The following is a 19,015-nucleotide window of genomic DNA, read 5'->3' on the forward strand; positions in this document are numbered from 1 at the left end:
GCGAATCGCGCCGCGAGGGGCGATGTGAAGGCGGGTGACACGCTGCCGCCGCTGAAGATCCCGATCACCCGCACGCTGATCGTCGCCGGGGCGATCGCCTCCCGGGACTACCAGGACGTGCACCATGACAGCGAGCTCGCCCGGGAGAAGGGGTCTCCCGACATCTTCATGAACATCCTGACGACGAACGGCCTCGTCGGGCGGTACATCACCGATCACTTCGGGCCGTACGCCGTGCTCCGCAAGGTGGCGATACGACTCGGCGCACCCAACTACCCCGGCGACACCATGACGTTGACGGGGACCGTGACCGAGGTCGACGGGGACACCGCCGAGGTGCGGGTCGTCGGCGCCAACGGCATCGGCCATCACGTGACCGGCACGGTGACGGTGACCCTCGGGGAGGCGGAAGCATGAGCGTACGCGGAGCGGACAGGCTCGGCGGCCGGGCGGCGATCGTGGGCATCGGGGCGACCGAGTTCTCCAAGGATTCCGGGCGCAGTGAGCTCAAGCTGGCCGTCGAGGCGGTCAGGACCGCCCTCGCCGACGCGGGGCTCACCCCCGCCGACGTCGACGGCATGGTCACCTTCACGATGGACACCAGCCCGGAGATCACCGTCGCGCAGGCGGCCGGCATCGGTGAGTTGTCCTTCTTCTCCCGCATCCACTACGGCGGCGGAGCGGCCTGTGCCACCGTCCAGCAGGCAGCTCTCGCCGTCGCCACGGGCGTCGCCGAAGTCGTCGTCTGCTACCGGGCGTTCAATGAGCGCTCGGGCCGCCGCTTCGGCTCCGGTGTCCAGCAGCGCGAGCCGTCGGCCGAGGGCGCGGCGCTCGGATGGCAGCTGCCGTTCGGGCTGCTCACCCCCGCCTCCTGGGTGGCGATGGCGGCCCAGCGCTATCTCCACACGTACGGTCTGACTCCCGAGGCCTTCGGTCACGTGGCCGTCACAGACCGCCGCCATGCCGCCCGCAATCCGGCGGCGTACTTCTACGAGCAGCCGATCACGCTCGCCGACCACGCGGCGTCGCGGTGGATCGTCGAGCCGCTGCGGCTGCTCGACTGCTGTCAGGAGACCGACGGCGGTCAGGCGATCGTCGTCACCTCGGCCGAGCGGGCCAGGGACCTTCCCCATCCGCCCGCGGTCGTGGTCGCCGCCGCGCAGGGCGCGGGGAGGCGTCAGGAGGCGATGACCAGCTTCTACCGCGACGGACTCACCGGTCTTCCGGAGGTGGGCGTGGTCGCGCGTCAGCTCTGGCAGACGTCCGGGCTCGCCCCCGCCGACATCGATGTGGGCATCCTCTATGACCACTTCACCCCTTTTGTTCTGATGCAGCTGGAGGAGTTCGGGTTCTGTCGGCCGGGTGAGGCGGCCGACTTCGTGGCGGCGGACGCGCTGCCGCTCAACACGCACGGCGGGCAGCTCGGGGAGGCGTATCTCCACGGGATGAACGGCATCGCCGAGGCGGTCCGCCAAGTGCGCGGGACCTCGGTGAACCAGATATCCGGCGCGGCCCGGACGCTGGTCACGGCGGGCACGGGGGTCCCCACCTCGGCGCTGATCCTCGCGGCGGACGGCTAGGAGGCGGCGCGACCCGGGGCCTCGGGCCGGGCGTGGGATCCCGGGCCGGTCGCGGCCCTGCCCCGGTCCCGGCCCCGGCCCTGCCCTCGCCCGGTCCCGGTCCGGGCCCCGGGTCCGCCCCGGCCGCGGGTCCCCGTCGCCTCTGGTCCGGGTCCCGAGTCCGCCCTCGCCCACCACGCCCGCCCCCGTCCCCCACACCCGCCCCCGTCCCACCACGCCCGCCCCTACGTCTGCCCCCGCCTTCGCCCTCGACCCCGGCATGCCCGCCCCGCCCCCGCCCAGTCAGGAAGCGGCGGCCGCGCCCCGCTGACCCCGGCAACCCTGAGAGGTCCTCCACCTCCAGGAGGTCGAGGCGGTCGCACCCCTACAACCTGAGGGGGACCCAGGGTCGGGACCTGGGGCCGATCCCCGGCGCGACAGGCGCTCATAGCGTGGTCGTCATGACCACGCCCGTCTGCACCGGCGCCTCGAAGGCCGCCGCCGTAGCCACCGGATACCCCTCGTTCTCGTCGTACGTACGGGCCAGGGGACCCGTGCTGCTGCGGACCGCACGCTCGCTGACCGCGAACCCGTGCGACGCCGAGGACCTGCTGCAGACCGCGCTCACCAAGACCTATGTGGCCTGGGAGCGCATAGAGGACCATCGGGCGCTCGACGGCTATGTCCGCCGCGCGCTGGTGAACACCCGCACGTCGCAGTGGCGGAAGCGGAAGGTCGACGAGTTCGCCTGTGAGGAACTGCCCGAGCCGCTGGGTCTGCCCGAACCGGACCCCGCCGAGCAGCAGGTGCTGCACGACGCGATGTGGCGCGCGGTCATGAGGCTCCCGGACCGGCAGCGCGCGATGGTGGTCCTCCGGTACTACGAGGACCTGAGTGAGGCGCAGACGGCCGAGGTGCTCGGCGTCTCCGTCGGGACGGTCAAGAGCGCGGTGTCACGGGCGCTCGGAAAGCTGCGCGAGGACCCGGAGCTGGCGCCCGTCAGATGACCCCACCGGTGCCCGGGCCGGTGCTCGGAGCGGTGCCCGGACCGATGCCCCGACCAATGACCCACCGATGACCTGACCCATGCTCGACCAATCCCCGACCAATCCCCGACCAGTGCTCGCCCAAGCTCGCCCAATGTCCCGACCAATGCCCCGAGCGACGCCTCGACCGACGACCCGGTGCGTGCCCCCAGCCGATAATCCCGGGTAACACCGGATAACTCGGGGTAACCGCTGGTCAGCCTCGCCCGGACCGTACGGCTCCGGTCGTCCTGTCCGTCCCCGGACCGCTCCACCGCCCACTGCCGCGCTGACCAGCGAAGTGATCGCTGCTAGTTTTCCTCAATCGAATCTACTCTCGGGTAGTGACATACCTGTTGGTATGCGCGCAGAATCGGCTCACCTTGACGGACACGCAGCGCCCACCGGGAGGACGCCGTGCTCAGCACCATGCAGGACGTACCACTGACAGTGACCCGCATCCTGCGCCACGGGATGACCATCCACGGCGGTTCGCAGATCACCACATGGACCGGCGAGGCGGAGCCGCACCGCCGGAGCTTCGGGGAAGCGGGATCGCGCGCGACGCAGTTGGCCAACGCCCTGCGCGACGAGCTCGGAGTGGCCGCGGACGAGCGAGTCGCGACGCTGATGTGGAACAACGCGGAGCACGTGGAGGCGTACCTCGCGATCCCGTCCATGGGCGCGGTACTCCACACGCTCAACCTCCGGCTCCCCCCGGAGCAGTTGGTCTGGATCGTCAACCACGCCGCCGACCGGGTCGTGCTCGTCAACGCCTCTCTGCTGCCGCTGCTCGTGCCGCTCCTTCCCCACCTGCCGACGATCGAGCACATCGTCGTCTCGGGTTCCGGTGACCGCTCGGCGCTGGCCGACGTCACGCCCCGGGTGCACGAGTACGAGGAGCTGCTCTCCGGCCGCCCGACCACCTTCGACTGGCCCGAGCTCGACGAGCGCAGCGCCGCGGCCATGTGCTACACCTCCGGCACCACCGGCGACCCCAAGGGCGTCGTCTACTCCCACCGGTCGATCTATCTGCACTCGATGCAGGTCAACATGGCCCAGTCGATGGGTCTGACCGACAAGGACACGACCCTCGTCGTCGTCCCGCAGTTCCATGTCAACGCCTGGGGTCTGCCCCACGCCACGTTCATGACCGGCGTCAACATGCTGATGCCCGACCGCTTCCTGCAGCCCGCCCCGCTCGCCGAGATGATCGAGCGGGAGAGGCCCACGCACGCGGCCGCCGTTCCCACCATCTGGCAGGGCCTCCTCGCCGAGGTCACGGCGAACCCGCGCGACCTCACCTCCATGGCCAGCGTCACGATCGGCGGCGCGGCTTGTCCGCCCGCGCTGATGGAGGCGTACGACAAGCTGGGTGTACGCCTCTGTCACGCCTGGGGCATGACCGAGACGTCGCCGCTCGGCACCATGGCCAACCCGCCGGCCGGACTCACCGCCGAGGAGGAGTGGCCCTACCGCGTCACCCAGGGCCGCTTCCCCGCCGGCGTCGAGCCCCGCCTGGTCGGCCCCGGCGGCGAACACCTGCCCTGGGACGGCGAGTCGGCCGGTGAGCTGGAGGTCCGCGGCCCGTGGATCGCCGGCGCGTACTACGGCGGCGCCTCGGGCGAACCGATCAGGCCCGCGGACAAGTTCAGCGAGGACGGCTGGCTGAAGACCGGTGACGTCGGGGTGATCAGCCCGGACGGCTTCCTGACGCTGACGGACCGGGCGAAGGACGTCATCAAGTCCGGAGGGGAATGGATCTCGAGCGTTGAGCTCGAGAACGCCCTGATGGCCCACCCCGAGGTCGCCGAGGCGGCCGTCGTGGCCGTCCCCGACGACAAGTGGGGCGAGCGCCCGCTGGCCACGGTCGTCCTCAAGGAGGGCGCCACAGCGGACTACGCGTCGCTGAAGGCGTTCCTCGGCGAGTCGATCGCCAAGTGGCAGCTGCCGGAGCGCTGGGCGATCGTCCCGGCGGTGCCGAAGACCAGCGTGGGCAAGTTCGACAAGAAGGTGATCCGCAAGCAGTACGCGGAAGGCGAGCTGGACGTCACCGAGCTGCGCTGACCCGGCGGCCCGCCGGGTCCCCAAGGGTCCGTCGGGCCGAGCTCAGCCCGTCGGCCGCGGCGCTCAGCCGGTCAGCCAGCGGCGCAGCAGCCTGCTCATCGCGGGCATCGCCACGTAGGTCATCAGCACACTGAACAGCACGGCGAAGACCGCGGTCCGCGCGACCAGCGGCAGTACGGACAGGTACGGCCCGAGCACCGCGTTGCCCAGCAGCGAGATCGGGAAGATGGCGAGGCCCGAACTGATGGCCATCTTCCAACGGGGCGGCGCGGGCCGGGTCGTGCCCGGCTTGGCGAACCAGGTCTCCATGCCGGTCAGTTCACGCCGGGCTATCTCGGTGTGATGGTGGCCTTCGCAGTGTGCGAACCACTCGGCGCGCTCCGGGGACTCCTGCCACCGTTCGAAGGCGGCGGCGTCCCGGAAGCGGTGCACCAGGAACCACGGCGCTCCGTCCGCCGACGGCCGGAACAGGCCATGTCCGAGATGCCCGGGAAAGCGGGCGGCCGTGTCGAGGATGCCCCGCGCCCAGACCTCGAAGGCCTCCTCGTAGCCCTCCTCCACCTGGCGCGCGATGAGGAGGGTCACCTCGCCGTTGTCGGCGGGGACGGTGGCATGTTCGTGCTGGGCTGTCACGCTACTGGTCACGGGCTTCTCCTCGTACGGTCGTACGGATCCTGCTGTCGCGCGCCCGCGTCAGCCTACGTGCGACCTCGAGGCGGGGACCCCTGACCCGGGTCCCGCCCGCAGCCAGGGCCGCTTCGGCCCGCACCCTGGCTGAACCGCGAACGCCGAACCGCGCTCCATGACTGGGACGCCGAACCGCGATACATGACCGCGAACGCCGAACCGCGAACCATGGCCGCGAACCGCGAACCCCGCGGTCAGTTGGTGCCGATCTTGGCCAGCAGATCGACGATCCGGGACTGGACCTCCGGGCTCGTCGAGCGCTCCGCCAGGAAGAGAACCGTCTCGCCCGAGGAGAGCTTGGGGAGCTCCGCCTGGTCGAGGCCGGCCGAGGTGTAGACGACCAGCGGAGTCCGGTTCAACTGACCGTTCGCCCGCAGCCAGTCGATGATTCCGGCGCGTCGGCGGCGTACCTGCATCAGGTCCATCACCACCAGGTTCGGCCGCATCTGCTGGGCGAGCGTCACGGCGTCCGTGTCGGCGCCGGCGCGTGCCACCTGCATGCCGCGCCGCTCCAGCGTCGCGGCGAGCGCGGCCGCGATGTCGTCGTGCTCTTCGATCAACAGGACGCGGGACGGGTGCTGCTCGCTGTCGCGCGGTGCCAATGCCTTCAGCAGGACGGCGGGGTCGGCGCCGTACGCCGCCTCACGCGTCGCCTGGCCCAGCCCGGCCGCCAGCAGCACCGGTACCTCGGCGGCCACCGCCGCCTGGCGCAGCGACTGCAGCGCGGTTCGGGTGATCGGCCCGGTCAGCGGGTCCACGAACAGCGCGGCCGGGAACGCGGCGATCTGCGCGTCGACCTCCTCGCGCGAGTGCACGATCACCGGGCGGTAGCCCCGGTCGCTCAGCGCCTGCTGCGTCGAGACGTCCGGCGCGGGCCAGACGAGCAGCCGACGGGGGTTGTCGAGCGGCTCCGGGGGGAGTTCGTCGTCGATGGGCTGTGGCTGGGGCTTGTTGGCCACCTCGACCGCGCCGCCGGGGCCGTCCAGCGGCTCGGGGCCTTCCGGTCCGTCCTCGTCGGGTGCCCCTATGGCGTAGGCGCGGCCCTCGGGCGGCGTGGACAGCAGGGGCTGCGCCTGGGGCTGCGGATGCGGCCGGGCGGCGGAGTCCGCCGCCGGACGCTCACCCTCCGGAGGCGCGGCCAGCTTGCGGCGACGGCCCACGGCCGTGGGCGTGGGAGCCGGCGCCGGCACGGGCCCGGCCTGCTGAGCGGCGATCTGCTGGGCGAACGGCACGCCCTGCCCGAGCGTGCGCACGCTGAACGCCCGCCCCTGCGACGCGCCGGCGTCCTCCGCGGCCGATCCGGATCCGGTCGCGGGCGACTCGGCCGGGAGCGGCTGCGCGACGGGGCGCGTCGTGGACGGGCGGGGCATGGCGGGCGGCAGCGGTACGGAACCGGTGCCCGAACGCGTCTCCTGCGCCCCGGGAGCCGCCGGCGCGAGTCCCGCACCGGAGGCCGCGGGAGCCGCCGCGGACGCCGGGGGCACAGGAGATACGGAAGGTACGGGAGGAGATACGGGAGACGACGAGGGAGGCGCCGGAGGCGTGGGGACCCCATGAGGCGTCCCCGCACCGCCGGTGCTCATCGGGCTCCGGGCCGCCCCCGCACCGCCGGTGCTCATCGGGCCCTGAGCCGGCCCTGCGAGGCCGGTGCCCGAGGTGCCGCTCTCCGGCCACTCGACGCCGGGCGCGCTCGCGGGCTCCGGTTCCCTGCGCGCGCGGCGGCGACCCGTCGGCGCGGGCACCGGATGCGGCTGCGGCGGGGTGTGGTCGTGATCGATGCCTGGTTCGGTCCGTACGGCGTCGTGACCGCCTTCCGCAGCGGGTACGCCGGGTACGGGCTCCGGGGCACGGTCCGCCGCGGCGGGCGGCAGCGCGAAGGCCGAACGCGGACCTTCCGCAGCGGGAGCGGGCGCGGCGCCGAGCGCCCGCCGCGCACGGCGCCCCGAAGGCTGCGGTTCGGACTGGACCTGCGGTTCAGATTGGACCTGCGCCGAGGACTGGACCTGCGGCAGGGGCTGGGACGGGGACGGCGACTGTGGGGTCGGCTGCGGCTGCACGGCCTCCAGGGCGGGAGGCAGCGCCGGCATGGCGCCCTCCGGCCGACGGGCCCGGCGCCCGGTCGGCGCGTCCGAGGGAACTCCCTGCGGCGGCACGGTCTCCCCGAGCGCCGCACGCCCCTGGGCGCCCTCGGCGGCCGTGACGACGGCGCCCTCCGAGGGATTCGGCCGTCCGCGCCGGCGCCCCGTGGGCTCAGCCCCGCCCGCACCCGTACCGGGCCCCGTCCCCGGCCCGCCCGGGCCCGAGTTCTGCGTCGGAATCAGGTCAGGGGCAGGAGCAGCAGCGGCAGGAGCCGTCCCCGCACCCGTACCCCCGTCCTCCGTACGCCCACGGCGTCGCCCGGTCGGCTCGCTCACGCCCTCCGGGGCGACCGCGCTCTCCAGGAAGGCATCGGTCGACGCCCGCCGCGCCCGCCGCCGCCCGGCCCCGGTCGTGTCACCGGCACCGGCCGCGGTACCCGCCGCCGTCCCGGACGAGGCCTGCTGCGACGGAAGCGCGAGCCCCGTCCCCGGTCCCTCGCCGGAAGCCGGCGAAGGAGCAGGCACCGCGGCCGCCGGACTCGGCACCGTCCCCGCGCCCGCCCCCAGCGGCACCTCCAGGACATACGCGCTGCCGCTCATCCCGGGCACGTCGTGCGTCTGGAGCACACCGCCGTGCGCCGTGACGATGCCGCGAACGATCGGCTCGTGCACCGGGTCACCCCCGGCGTACGGCCCGCGCACCTCGATCCGTACGACCTCGCCCCGCTGCGCGGCGGCGACGACGATCGTGGAGTCCACGTAACCCCCGCCCGGAACGGGCCGGGCCCTGCCGGTGGAATCGACCCCGGCGACATCCGCGACCAGGTGCGCGAGCGCCGTCGACAGGCGGGCCGCGTCCACCTCGGCCTCGATCGGGGGCGCGTGCACGGCGAACTGCGCCCGCCCCGGGCCGATGAGCTCGATGGCCCCCTCGACGCCGGCCGCCACGACGGCGTCCAGCAGGGTGACGGTCTTCTTCAGCTGCTCCGTGCCCGCGTCGAGCCGCTGGAAGCTCAGGACGTTGTCGACGAGCGTGGTCATCCGGGCGTACCCGGCGGCGAGATGGTGCAGCAGCTGGTTGGCCTCGGGCCACAGCTGTCCGGCGGGGTCGGCGGCGAGCGTGCCCAGTTCGGTGCGCAGCTCCACCAGCGGACCGCGCAGCGCCTCACCGAGGACGGCGGTCAGCTGCTCGTGCCGGGCGGCCAGTGCCGCGTACCGCTCGGCCTGCTTCTCGATCTCGGCGCTGTAGCGCTCGCTCTTGTCCGCGAGCTCCGCTGCGTGCTGCTCGGCCAGCTCCTCGTACGGCCGCCGGTCGGTGAAGGTCATCACCGCGCCGACGAGCTGGTCCCCGTCGCGTACCGGCGCCGTCGTCAGGTCCACGGGCACCTGCGCGCCGCTCTTGGCCCACAGGACCTGGCCGCGCACCCGGTGCTTGCGCCCCGACTTGAGGGTGTCGGCGAGCGGCGAGTCCTCGTACGGGAACGCCTCGCCGTCGCCCCGCGAGTGCAGGATCAGCTGGTGCAGCGCCTGGCCGCCGAGGTCGCTGGCGCGGTAGCCGAGGATCTGCGCGGCGGCCGGGTTGACGAGCACGACCCGCCCGTCGGTGTCGGTCCCGACGACACCCTCGGAGGCGGCCCGCAGAATCATCTCGGTCTGCCGCTGGGAGCGGGCGAGTTCGGCCTCGGTGTCGACGGTGCCCGAAAGGTCGCGGACGACCAGCATGAGCAGTTCGTCGCCGGTGTAGGAGGTGTACGAGTCGTACGCCTCGCGTCCGTCCTCGAGGTTGGCGCTGGTCACCTCGGCGGGGAACTCGCTGCCGTCGGTGCGGCGCGCGACCATCCGGGTCGGCTTCGTACGGCCCTGGTCGTCGGCCCCCTCGGGGCGCCGCATGGAGCCGGGGATGAGCCGGGAGTCGAACGCGGGCAGCAGATCGAGCAGTCCACGCCCGACCAGCGCCGTACCGGGCGTCTCGAACATGCCCAGCGCGATGGTGTTGGCGTTGACGACCGTGCCGTTGCAATTGACGAGCACGAGCCCGTCGGGCAGAGCGTCGAGTATGGCTGCGAGGCGAGCAGCGCCTCGGGATGGCCTGCTGCTCACGACGACGCTTCCTCCCTGACCCACTGCACCTTGCGGACGGCCGGCCCCATCTTGCCCCTCGGGCCGCAGCCTGTCACTGAAGGAGTCTAAAGGCAGGGGAGGGGCCGGGGGCGGCGGATGAGGGGGAGCTCTCACCAAGGTTATGTGCACGCGGCGCACGCCTCCGGCACGTTTCCCACGCCTTGACCTGCGCATACGCCACCGTGCGCCCCCTCCTCCAATATCGGCCGCCCGTGCCCGCCTCAGCCCCGGACGCGGGGCAGGACCGGCTCCAGGTTCTCCCAGCGGTCGATCTCGCATCCATTGCCCCGGGTGAAGCGGGCGTCGATGTCCCGTCCCCGCCAGGTGCCGGTGACACGGGCGACGGCCGACCCGCCGAACTGCTGGGTGCACATCTGGTCCTTGCCGACCTGCTTGAACGGGTCCTCGCCCTGCCCCGCGAGCGCCCGCAGCCGCTCGCAGGCGGCCTCGGCGGCCGGGTGGTTCCCGCCGGACCCGGTCCCGCACTCCAGCGTGAACGTCCCGTTGGCCGCCCGGTCGGTGCTCTTGGACACCGTCACGGTGAGCGAGTCCTGCGTCGACAGCAGGGGCAGCGGTGGGAACTGGAGCGCGGAGACCGACGGCGCGGCGGCCGTCAGCGCGGCCAGGGAACCGGCAGTGGTCAGAACGAGACGACGCAGCATACGAACTCCCGAGAAGTACGGATCCGGGGAGAGCCACCGGAATCTCCGACACGTCTAACGCTCCGCACGCCGGGGCGTTGCGCAAGTCGGGCACCCGGGCGTCCACGGCCCGAGGCGGCCGGCCACCACCGGGCCCCGGGGCCATGACCGAGTCCGCGGCAGGACCGGGGCGAGACCGGGCCGGGAAGGGTTTTGCCCTGCGCCCCACGTGCCTAGTACCGTGGGGATCGATTGGTGACGGCCCGCTGGGCTGTGTCATCATCTGCACGCACCACTCGCGCCCGCGCGGGTGTGCTGGAGGCGTCGCCTAGTCCGGTCTATGGCGCCGCACTGCTAATGCGGTTTGGGTCTTAAAGCCCATCGAGGGTTCAAATCCCTCCGCCTCCGCGCATGATCACCGAAGCCCCGGCCCCACGGCCGGGGCTTCGGCCGTTCCCGCCCTTCGACGGCGTCCACTTCGTGAGACCGGCCCTCACCCGACCGGATGAACGTGGGCGCCCCAGGATCGCCCCTGACGGCATTTGCGCAGGTCAGAAGGGGTGGGGCTAATGGATTTCGCGTGACGGCGCAGGTCATGTAATGTTGTTCCCGCAACGCCGACCGGGAAGAAAAGCCCGGAACGCCAAGCACTCGTAGCTTAACGGATAGAGCATCTGACTACGGATCAGAAGGTTGCAGGTTCGAATCCTGCCGAGTGCACAGCCCGAGAGGCCCCCGGAGAAATCCGGGGGCCTCTTGCGTTGTTCCCGACAGTCGTGCCGGTCCCCGGGCGTGGCACGTGTGAGTGAGAGGTGGCGGGGCCGTGGCGGGGTGGCGGTGTCGGCGGCTCGTGTGGCGGGACGGCGGGCCCGGGCTGCTGTGGGAAGGCGGGCGGGTCAGTGCGCTGCGCTACGGGCAGGGCATCGGGTTCCGCAGTGTGGGTCAGCGGGTCTGCGGCGGGGCGCGGGGGAATCCGTGTCCCGTCGGGGCCGTCGTCCCGGGGCGCGCCACCGGCGGGCAGTGCGGGGAGTGCGCGCGGCTCGATCGGGCGCATTCGGTGGCCGCTGACACCGTGGCCGATGATCCCCGGGTCTTCCGGGTCTATCTGGCCTGGTTCGGGCCCGGTCTCGTCAAGGTGGGGATCACCGCCGAGGAGCGCGGGGACGTGCGGCTGCTCGAGCAGGGGGCCGTGGCGTACGGATGGCTGGGCCGGGGGCCGTTGATGGCGGCGCGGCGGACCGAGGAGCTGTTGCGGCACGCGCTCGGGGTGCCGGACCGGATTCCGTACGCGCGCAAGCGGGCCGTGCGGGCGGCGCTGCCCGGGCCCGGCGAGCGGGCGCGGGAGATCGGGGAGCTGTACGGGCGGGCCGTGGCACTCGAGGGGTGGGCCGAGTCGCTGGAGCGGCTGGATCCGGCCGTGGCCGATCACGCCGAGGCCTTCGGGCTGGCGGCGGTGACCGGGGTGGACGGGGTCGTCACCGAGCTGGTCGACGGCGGACGCGTCGCCGGGACGCTCGTCGCGGCCGCCGGGCCCGATCTGCATCTGGAGGCCGGGGACGGGCGGCGGCTGGTCCTCGACACCCGGTTGATGAGCGGATGGGAGCTCGTGGCGGCAGGGGCGGGAGAAGCGGTGAACGTGCCGGTCACAGCGGTGCGGGGTCTGCAGGGCGGGCTCTTCTGACCCGATGGTCAAGTCTTGGATCCCTTTGGCGCCGGAGCCTGGACAGGGCCTCACGGTCCGGCGGAGGGTGATCCACATGAGCGATCACCTTGTGGCCGGTCTCGAACCGCCCTACTACACCGTCGTGTTCACCTCCCACCTCGTCGAGAACGCCGACGGCTACGCCGAGACCGCCGAACGGATGCACGAGCTGGTCCAGGAGGTGCCCGGATTCCTCGGATACGAGTCCGCCCGGGTGCCCGGCGGGCTCGGCATCACCGTCGGATACTTCCGCGACGAGGAGGCGATCGCCGCCTGGCAGCGGAACCTGGAGCACCAGGCCGCGCAGAAGCAGGGCCGCGCCGAGTGGTACCAGCGGTACAGCGTCCATGTCGGAAAGGTCGAGCGGAGCTATGACTTTGAGCGAGCGTGAGCGGGTCAGGGCGTTCTCCCGGCGGCTCGGGCTCCCCGGGCTGATCGACGTACACACCCACTTCATGCCCGAGCGGGTCCTCGACAAGGTCTGGGCGTACTTCGATGCCGTCGGGCCGCTGACCGGCATGGAGTGGCCGATCACCTACCGCGAGGAGGAGGACCGCAGGGTCGCGATCCTGCGGGAGTTCGGGGTGCTGCGCTTCACGTCGATGCTCTATCCGCACAAGCCGGGCATGGCCCGGTGGCTCAACGGCTGGTCCGCCGGCTTCGCCTCCCGGACGCCCGACTGTCTGCACACCGCGACCCTTTACCCCGAGGACGGGGCCGAGGGGTATGTGAGGGAGGCGGTGGAGGAGGGTGCGCGGGTCTTCAAGGCGCATCTGCAGGTGGGGAACTACGACCCGAACGACGGGCGGCTCGACACGGCCTGGGGGCTGCTCGCCGACGCGGGTGTGCCGGTCGTCATCCACTGCGGTTCCGGGCCGGCGCCCGGCAAGTACACCGGTCCCGAGCCGATCGCCCGGCTGCTGGCCCGCCATCCGCGGCTGCGGCTGATCATCGCCCACATGGGGATGCCGGAGTACACGGACTTCCTCGACCTGGCCGAGCGGTACGGAGAGGTGCGCCTGGACACCACCATGGCGTTCACCGACTTCAGCGAGCGGCTGGCGCCTTTCCCGGTGGCCGAGCGGGGGCGGCTGCGGGAGCTGGGGGAGCGGATCGTGCTCGGCAGCGACTTCCCGAACATTCCGTACGCCTACACGCATCAGCTGGAGGCCCTGGAGCGGCTGGAGCTGGGAGACGCGTGGCTGCGGGGCGTCTGCCACGACAACGCCGCGGCGCTGTTCGGGCTCGCCGGGCCGGCGGATTCTTAGGGAAATCACAGGGACGCGAAAGACTTCTCTCAGCCACCCGGCCGAGCGTGTTTCCATGACCGCGACCTCGCCCCAAGGGCGTACCGAAATGCTCCGGCCCGACGGATCCTCCGTCCGGGTGCTCGTCGTGGACGACGAGGCGTCGCTCGCCGAGCTGCTCTCGATGGCTCTGCGCTACGAGGGGTGGGAGGTGCGCAGCGCCGGGGACGGGGCGGGGGCGGTGCGCTCGGCGCGGGAGTTCCGGCCGGACGCCGTGGTCCTGGACGTGATGCTGCCGGACATGGACGGCCTCGCGGTGCTCAGCAGGCTGCGGCGGGACCTGCCGGACGTGCCCGTTCTCTTCCTGACGGCGAAGGACTCCGTGGAGGACCGGATCGCCGGGCTCACGGCCGGCGGCGACGACTATGTCACCAAGCCGTTCAGCCTGGAGGAGGTCGTGGCGCGGCTGCGCGGCCTCATCCGGCGCTCCGGGTGCGCGGTGACCCGCTCCGAGTCGCTGCTCGCCGTGGGGGATCTGACGCTCGACGAGGACAGTCACGAGGTGACGAGGGGCGGCCAGGGCATTCATCTGACCGCGACCGAGTTCGAACTGCTGCGGTATCTGATGCGCAATCCGCGCCGGGTGCTCAGCAAGGCGCAGATCCTGGACCGGGTGTGGTCGTACGACTTCGGCGGGCAGGCCAATGTGGTCGAGCTGTACATCTCGTATCTGCGGCGCAAGATCGACGCCGGGCGGTCGCCGATGATCCACACCCGGCGCGGCGCCGGATACCTGATCAAGCCCGGTGAATGAGGGATGAGCCGCTGGTCGCTGCGCAGGCGCCTCGTGGTGTCCGCCGTGGCGCTGATCGCCGTGGTCGCGGCCGTGATCGGCACGGTCACCACGCTGGCGCTGAGCAGTTCTCTGTACGAACGGCTCGACACCGACCTCGACAAGGTCGCCGAGCGCGGGGCGGGACTGACCGCTCCCCCGTTGCCGGGGATCCGGCCCGATCCGCTGGACTTCCTCACCAGGGGCGGCCAGCAGATCGGCACGCTCGGGGCCGTGCTCGGCCCCGACGGCACGGTCACCAGTGGGGCGGTGAGCGTCGAGCGCCGGAGCACCAGCCAAAGTTCCGACGACGCGCGGAGCCCGCTCGGCGAGCGGCAGGTCCACGCCCTGGAGAAGGTGTCGCCGGACGGGCAGCCGCACAGCGTGGACCTGCCGGGGATCGGCGAGTACCGGGTGGTCGCCGCCTCAGGCCCCAACGGGTCGCTGTTGGTGGGGCTCCCGACCGCCGCTGTCCAGGACACCGTCGACACCCTGGTCCTCGTCGAGGTGTCCGTGACCGGGGCGGGGCTCGTCGCCGCCGGTATCGCGGGCGCCACGCTGGTCGGGGTGGCGCTGCGTCCGCTGCGCAGGGTCGCCGCGACCGCGCGGCGCGTGAGCGAACTGCCGCTGCACAGCGGCGAGGTGGACCTGTACGAACGGGTGCCGGACGCCGAGGCCGATCCGCGTACGGAGGTCGGGCAGGTGGGCGCGGCGCTCAACCGGATGCTCGACCATGTCCACGCCGCGCTGAGCGCGCGGCAGCAGAGCGAGACGCGGGTACGGCAGTTCGTCGCGGACGCCAGCCATGAGCTGCGCACCCCGCTCGCGTCGATCCGCGGGTACGCGGAGCTGACCCGGCGCGGCCATGAGAGGACCGGGCCGGACACCCGGCACGCGCTCGGGCGGATCGAGTCCGAGGCGACCAGGATGACCGGGCTCGTGGAGGATCTGCTGCTGCTGGCACGGCTGGACGCGGGACGCCCGCTCTCGTACCGGAGCACCGATCTCGCACCGCTGGTGGTGGACGCGGTGAGTGACGCGCGGGTGGCGGGGCCGGACCACGTCTGGCGCCTGGAGCTGCCCGACCGTCCCGACGAGCCGCTGACCGTGGAGGGCGACGCCGCCCGGCTTCACCAGGTCCTGGTCAACCTGCTCGCCAACGCTCGTACGCACACCCCTCCCGGGACCAAGGTCACCGCCCGGCTCCGCAGGCAGGCGGCGCGCGTGGTCGTCGAGGTCGAGGACGACGGCCCCGGCATCCCGCCCCCTCTGCGTCCGCACGTCTTCGAGCGCTTCGCCCGCGGCGACGCCTCACGGTCCCGCAACGCCGGTTCCACCGGCCTCGGGCTGGCCATCGTGCGGGCCGTCGTCACCGCGCACGGCGGCGAGGTCGACGTGCGGTCCGCGCCGGGACACACGGTCTTCTCCGTCCGTCTCCCGGCGAGGGGCCCGGGCTCACAGGCGGGGCACAGGCGCATCACACAGGTGTGACAGCGCGGCCCGGAAGCGTCGGGGTCATGCGAACCGACAGCTTTGTGGGGGCCCTGCCCGCCCGCGAGCACCTGCCCGTGGGCGTCGCCGGCCGGCCCGTACTGGACGTGGTGATCCCCGTCTTCAACGAGGAGAAGGATCTCGAAACCTGCGTACTGCGGCTGCGCGAGCATCTGGCCCGCACCTTTCCGTACGGCTTCCGCGTCACCGTCGCCGACAACGCCTCCACCGACCGGACGCCGGAGATCGCGTCCCTGCTGGCGGCGACCCTCCCCGAGGTGCGGGCGGTCCGGCTGGAGCAGAAGGGGCGGGGGCGGGCGCTGCGTACCGTCTGGTCGCACTCGGACGCGCCCGTCCTCGCGTACATGGACGTCGATCTGTCCACCGACCTCAACGCCTTGCTGCCGCTGGTCGCCCCGCTCATCTCCGGCCACTCGGACCTGGCGATCGGGTCCCGCCTCGCGAGGTCGTCGCGGGTGGTGCGGGGCGCCAAGCGGGAGTTCGTCTCCCGTACATACAACCTGATCCTGCGGGGCTCTCTGGCGGCGCGGTTCTCGGACGCGCAGTGCGGATTCAAGGCGATACGGCGTGAGGTGGCCGAGCGGCTGCTGCCGATGGTCGAGGACACCGGATGGTTCTTCGACACCGAGATGCTGGTCCTCGCCGAGCGGGCCGGGCTGCGCATCCACGAGGTGCCGGTCGACTGGGTCGACGACCCCGAATCGACCGTGCGCATCGTCCGCACGGCGACGGACGACCTGAAGGGCGTCTGGCGGGTGGGGCGGGCGCTGGCCACCGGGTCGCTGCCGCTCGACCGGCTCGCCCGGCCCTTCGGTGACGACCCCCGCGACCGCGCCCTGCACGGCGTGCCGGGCGGGCTCGCGCGCCAGCTCGTCGGTTTCTGCGCGGTCGGGGCGCTCTCCACGCTCTTCTATCTGCTGCTGTACTCCGCCCTCCGGGCGGGCGTGGGACCGCAGTTCGCCAACGCGGGCGCGCTGCTGATCTCGGCCGTGGCCAATACGGCGGCCAACCGGAGGCTCACCTTCGGAGTACGGGGCCGGGATCGTGCCGTACGACACCAGGCGCAGGGCCTGGTCGTGTTCGGTATCGGCCTCGCCCTCACCAGCGGCTCGCTGGCCGCGCTCGGAGCGGCCTCCGGCCATCCGTCCCACGGCACGGAACTCGCGGTGCTGATCGCCGCCAACCTCGCGGCGACGGTGCTGCGGTTCCTGCTCTTCCGCGCCTGGGTCTTCCCGGACCGGCGCGAGGCCGCCCCGGCGCCCGGCGGTCCCGGGCATCGGGATCAGCCCAGCCCGCGCGACGACGCGTATACCCACCCCGCGCACGTCCACCACCCCTGTGCCGACGAACCGAGGAACGCACGATGACGACGACCTACGACCTGCACGACGGCGGCCCGCACGACAGCGGGGCTCCGCCGCGCGCCGCAGGCCCGGCGGCCACGCGGGCGGCCCGGCTGTGGCGCGGCCGGGCCGAGGACGCCCCCTGGGTCAGGCCCGCGCTGTGCGCCCTGCTTCTGGTCACCGGCGTGCTCTACGCCTGGAACCTCGGCGCCTCCGGATACGCCAACTCCTTCTACTCCGCGGCCGTCCAGGCCGGCGGCGAGAGCTGGAAGGCCTTCTTCTTCGGCTCGTCCGACGCCGGGAACTCCATCACCGTCGACAAGCCGCCGGCCGCGCTCTGGCCGATGGCCCTGTCCGTGCGGTTCTTCGGACTCGGCTCCTGGCAGATCCTGCTGCCCGAGGTGCTGATGGGGGTCGGGACGGTCGCCGTCGTGTACGCGGCGGTGCGCAGGCGGTTCAGCACCGCCGCCGGGCTGGTCGCGGCGCTGGTGCTCGCGCTCACCCCGGTCGCCGCGCTGATGTTCCGCTACAACAACCCGGACGCGCTGCTCGCGCTGCTGCTGACCGTCACCGTGTACTGCGTCCTGCGCGCCCTGGAGGACGCGCGGACCAAGTGGCTCGTGTGGGCGGGCGTCGCGGTCGGCTTCGCCTTTCTGACGAAGACCCTCCAGGCGTTCCTGATCCTGCCGCCACTGGCGCTGGTCTACGCGGTGTGCGCGCCGACGACCCTGCGGCGCCGGCTCGGACAACTGGGCCTCGCCACCGTCGCGCTGATCGTGTCCGGCGGCTGGTGGGTGGCGATCGTCGAGCTGTGGCCGGCGGCCTCGCGCCCGTACATCGGCGGCTCGCAGACCAACAGCTTCCTGGAACTGACCTTCGGCTACAACGGCCTCGGCCGGATCAACGGAGACGAGGTCGGCAGTGTCGGCGGCGGCCGGGCTCCGGCGGGCGTCGACGCGCCGGTGCGAGCCGGCGGCGGCTGGGGAGAGACCGGCATCGTCCGGATGTTCAACGACTCCGTCGGCGGTCAGATCTCCTGGCTGCTCCCGGCCGCGCTGCTGCTGCTCGTCGCGGGCCTGGTCGTCACCTGGCGGGCGGGCCGCACCACCGAGACGGTCGAGGGGATGGCCCGGGCTTCGTTCCTGGTGTGGGGCGGGGCGCTGCTGTCGACGCTGGCGGTCTTCAGCTTCATGGCCGGCATCTTCCACGAGTACTACACGGTGGCCCTGGCCCCGTACATCGCCGCGCTCATCGGCATGGGGGTCACCGTCTTGTGGGAGGAGCGCGCGAGGCTGCTCGCGGCGGCGGCGCTGGCCGGGACGGTGGCGGTGACCGGCTGGTGGGCGTACGTCCTGCTCGGCCGGACGCCGGACTACCTGCCCTGGCTGCGCTGGGCGGTGCTCCTCGGCGGGATCGTGGCTGCTCTCGCGCTGCTGGTCGCGGGGCGGGCGGGACGGCTCGGCCGGCGGCTCGCGCTGGGCGCCGCCGGGCTCGGGCTGGCGTCGGCGCTCGCCGGGCCTCTCGCGTACACGCTGACGACCGTGGCCGGGGGGAGCAGCGGCTCGATCATCACGGCGGGTCCGGCGTCGGCGCGGGGCGGCCCCGGCGGCATGCGCGTGGGCGGGGGGCCGGTGTTCTACGGAGCTCCGGGGCAGGGGACGCCCGGGCAGGGACAGTTCCCGCCGCCGGGGGGCGGCCCGCAGGTCGTTCCCCAGGGCCAGACGCCCCCACAGGGCCGGGGAGTCGGCCAGGGCCAGGGGCCCGGCCAGGGGCGGGCGCAGGCCGGAACGCGGCCCGGCGGTGACGGTGGGCGCTCCGGCCGGGGTCCGGGCGGGCTCCTCGACACCACCGAACTCGGCGCCGCGACGAAGAAGAAACTGATGGAGAACGCCGACGCCTACACCTGGGTCGCCGCGACGTCCCCCTCCCAGAAGGCGGCCGGGTACCAACTGGCCACCGGGAAGCCGGTCATGCCGATCGGCGGCTTCAACGGCAGCGATCCGTCGCCCACGCTCGCCCGGTTCAAGCAGTACGTCGCTGACGGGGAGATCCACTACTTCATCCCGGGCAGTGGCGGGATGCGGGCGGGGCAGGGCGAGAGCCCCGGGAGCGGGATCAGCACCTGGGTCGAGGCCACGTTCAAGAAGGTCACGGTCGACGGAGTCACGCTCTACGACCTGACCCGGAAGGCATGAGCCTGT

Annotated in this window: 14 protein-coding genes and 2 tRNA genes; 13 read left to right on the top strand and 3 right to left on the bottom strand. The window is 72.7% G+C overall.

Translation table 11 applies throughout. The annotated features are described in order from the left end of the window. The first annotated feature begins 24 nt into the window (after positions 1 to 24). From ACZ7J0_RS14255 to ACZ7J0_RS14270, 4 genes are all read left to right on the top strand, one after another. Entirely contained in the window at positions 25 to 417 is a 393-nt protein-coding gene (locus ACZ7J0_RS14255; protein WP_470887328.1) for a MaoC family dehydratase, read from the top strand. Further along, the gene (locus ACZ7J0_RS14260; RefSeq protein WP_470887165.1) at positions 414 to 1,580 is read left to right on the top strand and encodes a lipid-transfer protein; all 1,167 of its coding nucleotides are present in this window, start codon (positions 414 to 416) and stop codon (positions 1,578 to 1,580) included. The genes ACZ7J0_RS14255 and ACZ7J0_RS14260 overlap by 4 nt, the downstream gene beginning before the upstream one ends. Before the next feature lie 440 nt (positions 1,581 to 2,020). Further along, positions 2,021 to 2,566: a SigE family RNA polymerase sigma factor gene (locus tag ACZ7J0_RS14265; RefSeq protein ID WP_470887166.1), complete on the top strand. Its 546-nt coding sequence runs from the start codon at positions 2,021 to 2,023 to the stop codon at positions 2,564 to 2,566. A 435-nt stretch (positions 2,567 to 3,001) separates the two neighbouring features. After that, complete coding sequence (locus ACZ7J0_RS14270; protein WP_470887168.1) at positions 3,002 to 4,651, top strand: long-chain fatty acid--CoA ligase; 1,650 nt, start codon at positions 3,002 to 3,004, stop codon at positions 4,649 to 4,651. A 63-nt stretch (positions 4,652 to 4,714) separates the two neighbouring features. On the opposite strand, the gene ACZ7J0_RS14275 is transcribed toward ACZ7J0_RS14270, so the two are convergent. From ACZ7J0_RS14275 to ACZ7J0_RS14285, 3 genes are all read right to left on the bottom strand, one after another. Further along, positions 4,715 to 5,296, bottom strand: a complete 582-nt coding sequence (locus ACZ7J0_RS14275; RefSeq protein ID WP_470887170.1) for an antibiotic biosynthesis monooxygenase — start codon at positions 5,294 to 5,296, stop codon at positions 4,715 to 4,717. Between the two features lie 236 nt (positions 5,297 to 5,532). Continuing rightward, positions 5,533 to 9,516 carry a response regulator gene (locus tag ACZ7J0_RS14280; protein WP_470887172.1) on the bottom strand — a complete coding sequence of 1,328 codons (3,984 nt, stop codon included), beginning with the start codon at positions 9,514 to 9,516 and terminating at the stop codon, positions 5,533 to 5,535. Between the two features lie 242 nt (positions 9,517 to 9,758). After that, positions 9,759 to 10,199: an SSI family serine proteinase inhibitor gene (locus ACZ7J0_RS14285; protein WP_470887174.1), complete on the bottom strand. Its 441-nt coding sequence runs from the start codon at positions 10,197 to 10,199 to the stop codon at positions 9,759 to 9,761. Positions 10,200 to 10,495: 296 nt separating this feature from the next. On the opposite strand from ACZ7J0_RS14285, the gene ACZ7J0_RS14290 reads away from it, so the two are divergent. The 9 genes from ACZ7J0_RS14290 (at position 10,496) to ACZ7J0_RS14330 (ending at position 19,009) form a co-directional block, all read left to right on the top strand. After that, positions 10,496 to 10,586, top strand: a tRNA-Ser gene (locus ACZ7J0_RS14290). Positions 10,587 to 10,825: 239 nt separating this feature from the next. Continuing rightward, positions 10,826 to 10,898: transfer RNA gene (locus ACZ7J0_RS14295), tRNA-Arg, on the top strand. Between the two features lie 103 nt (positions 10,899 to 11,001). Beyond that, the gene (locus ACZ7J0_RS14300; RefSeq protein WP_470887176.1) at positions 11,002 to 11,859 is read left to right on the top strand and encodes a DUF2797 domain-containing protein; all 858 of its coding nucleotides are present in this window, start codon (positions 11,002 to 11,004) and stop codon (positions 11,857 to 11,859) included. Positions 11,860 to 11,935: 76 nt separating this feature from the next. Further along, complete coding sequence (locus tag ACZ7J0_RS14305; RefSeq protein WP_470887177.1) at positions 11,936 to 12,271, top strand: antibiotic biosynthesis monooxygenase family protein; 336 nt, start codon at positions 11,936 to 11,938, stop codon at positions 12,269 to 12,271. After that, the gene (locus tag ACZ7J0_RS14310; protein ID WP_470887179.1) at positions 12,252 to 13,148 is read left to right on the top strand and encodes an amidohydrolase family protein; all 897 of its coding nucleotides are present in this window, start codon (positions 12,252 to 12,254) and stop codon (positions 13,146 to 13,148) included. Before ACZ7J0_RS14305 ends, ACZ7J0_RS14310 begins: the two co-directional genes overlap by 20 nt. Positions 13,149 to 13,203: 55 nt before the next feature. Next, entirely contained in the window at positions 13,204 to 13,941 is a 738-nt protein-coding gene (locus ACZ7J0_RS14315; protein WP_470887181.1) for a response regulator transcription factor, read from the top strand. A gap of 3 nt (positions 13,942 to 13,944) precedes the next feature. Then, the gene (locus ACZ7J0_RS14320) at positions 13,945 to 15,450 is read left to right on the top strand and encodes a sensor histidine kinase (protein ID WP_470887183.1); all 1,506 of its coding nucleotides are present in this window, start codon (positions 13,945 to 13,947) and stop codon (positions 15,448 to 15,450) included. A 26-nt stretch (positions 15,451 to 15,476) separates the two neighbouring features. Beyond that, positions 15,477 to 16,838, top strand: coding sequence for a bifunctional glycosyltransferase family 2/GtrA family protein (locus ACZ7J0_RS14325; RefSeq protein ID WP_470887185.1), 1,362 nt, complete (start codon positions 15,477 to 15,479; stop codon positions 16,836 to 16,838). Further along, a complete protein-coding gene (locus ACZ7J0_RS14330; protein WP_470887187.1) occupies positions 16,835 to 19,009 on the top strand; it encodes an ArnT family glycosyltransferase in 2,175 nt (724 codons plus the stop codon). The genes ACZ7J0_RS14325 and ACZ7J0_RS14330 overlap by 4 nt, the downstream gene beginning before the upstream one ends. Positions 19,010 to 19,015 lie beyond the last annotated feature (6 nt).

The organism is Streptomyces sp. NPDC038280 (assembly GCF_055600045.1).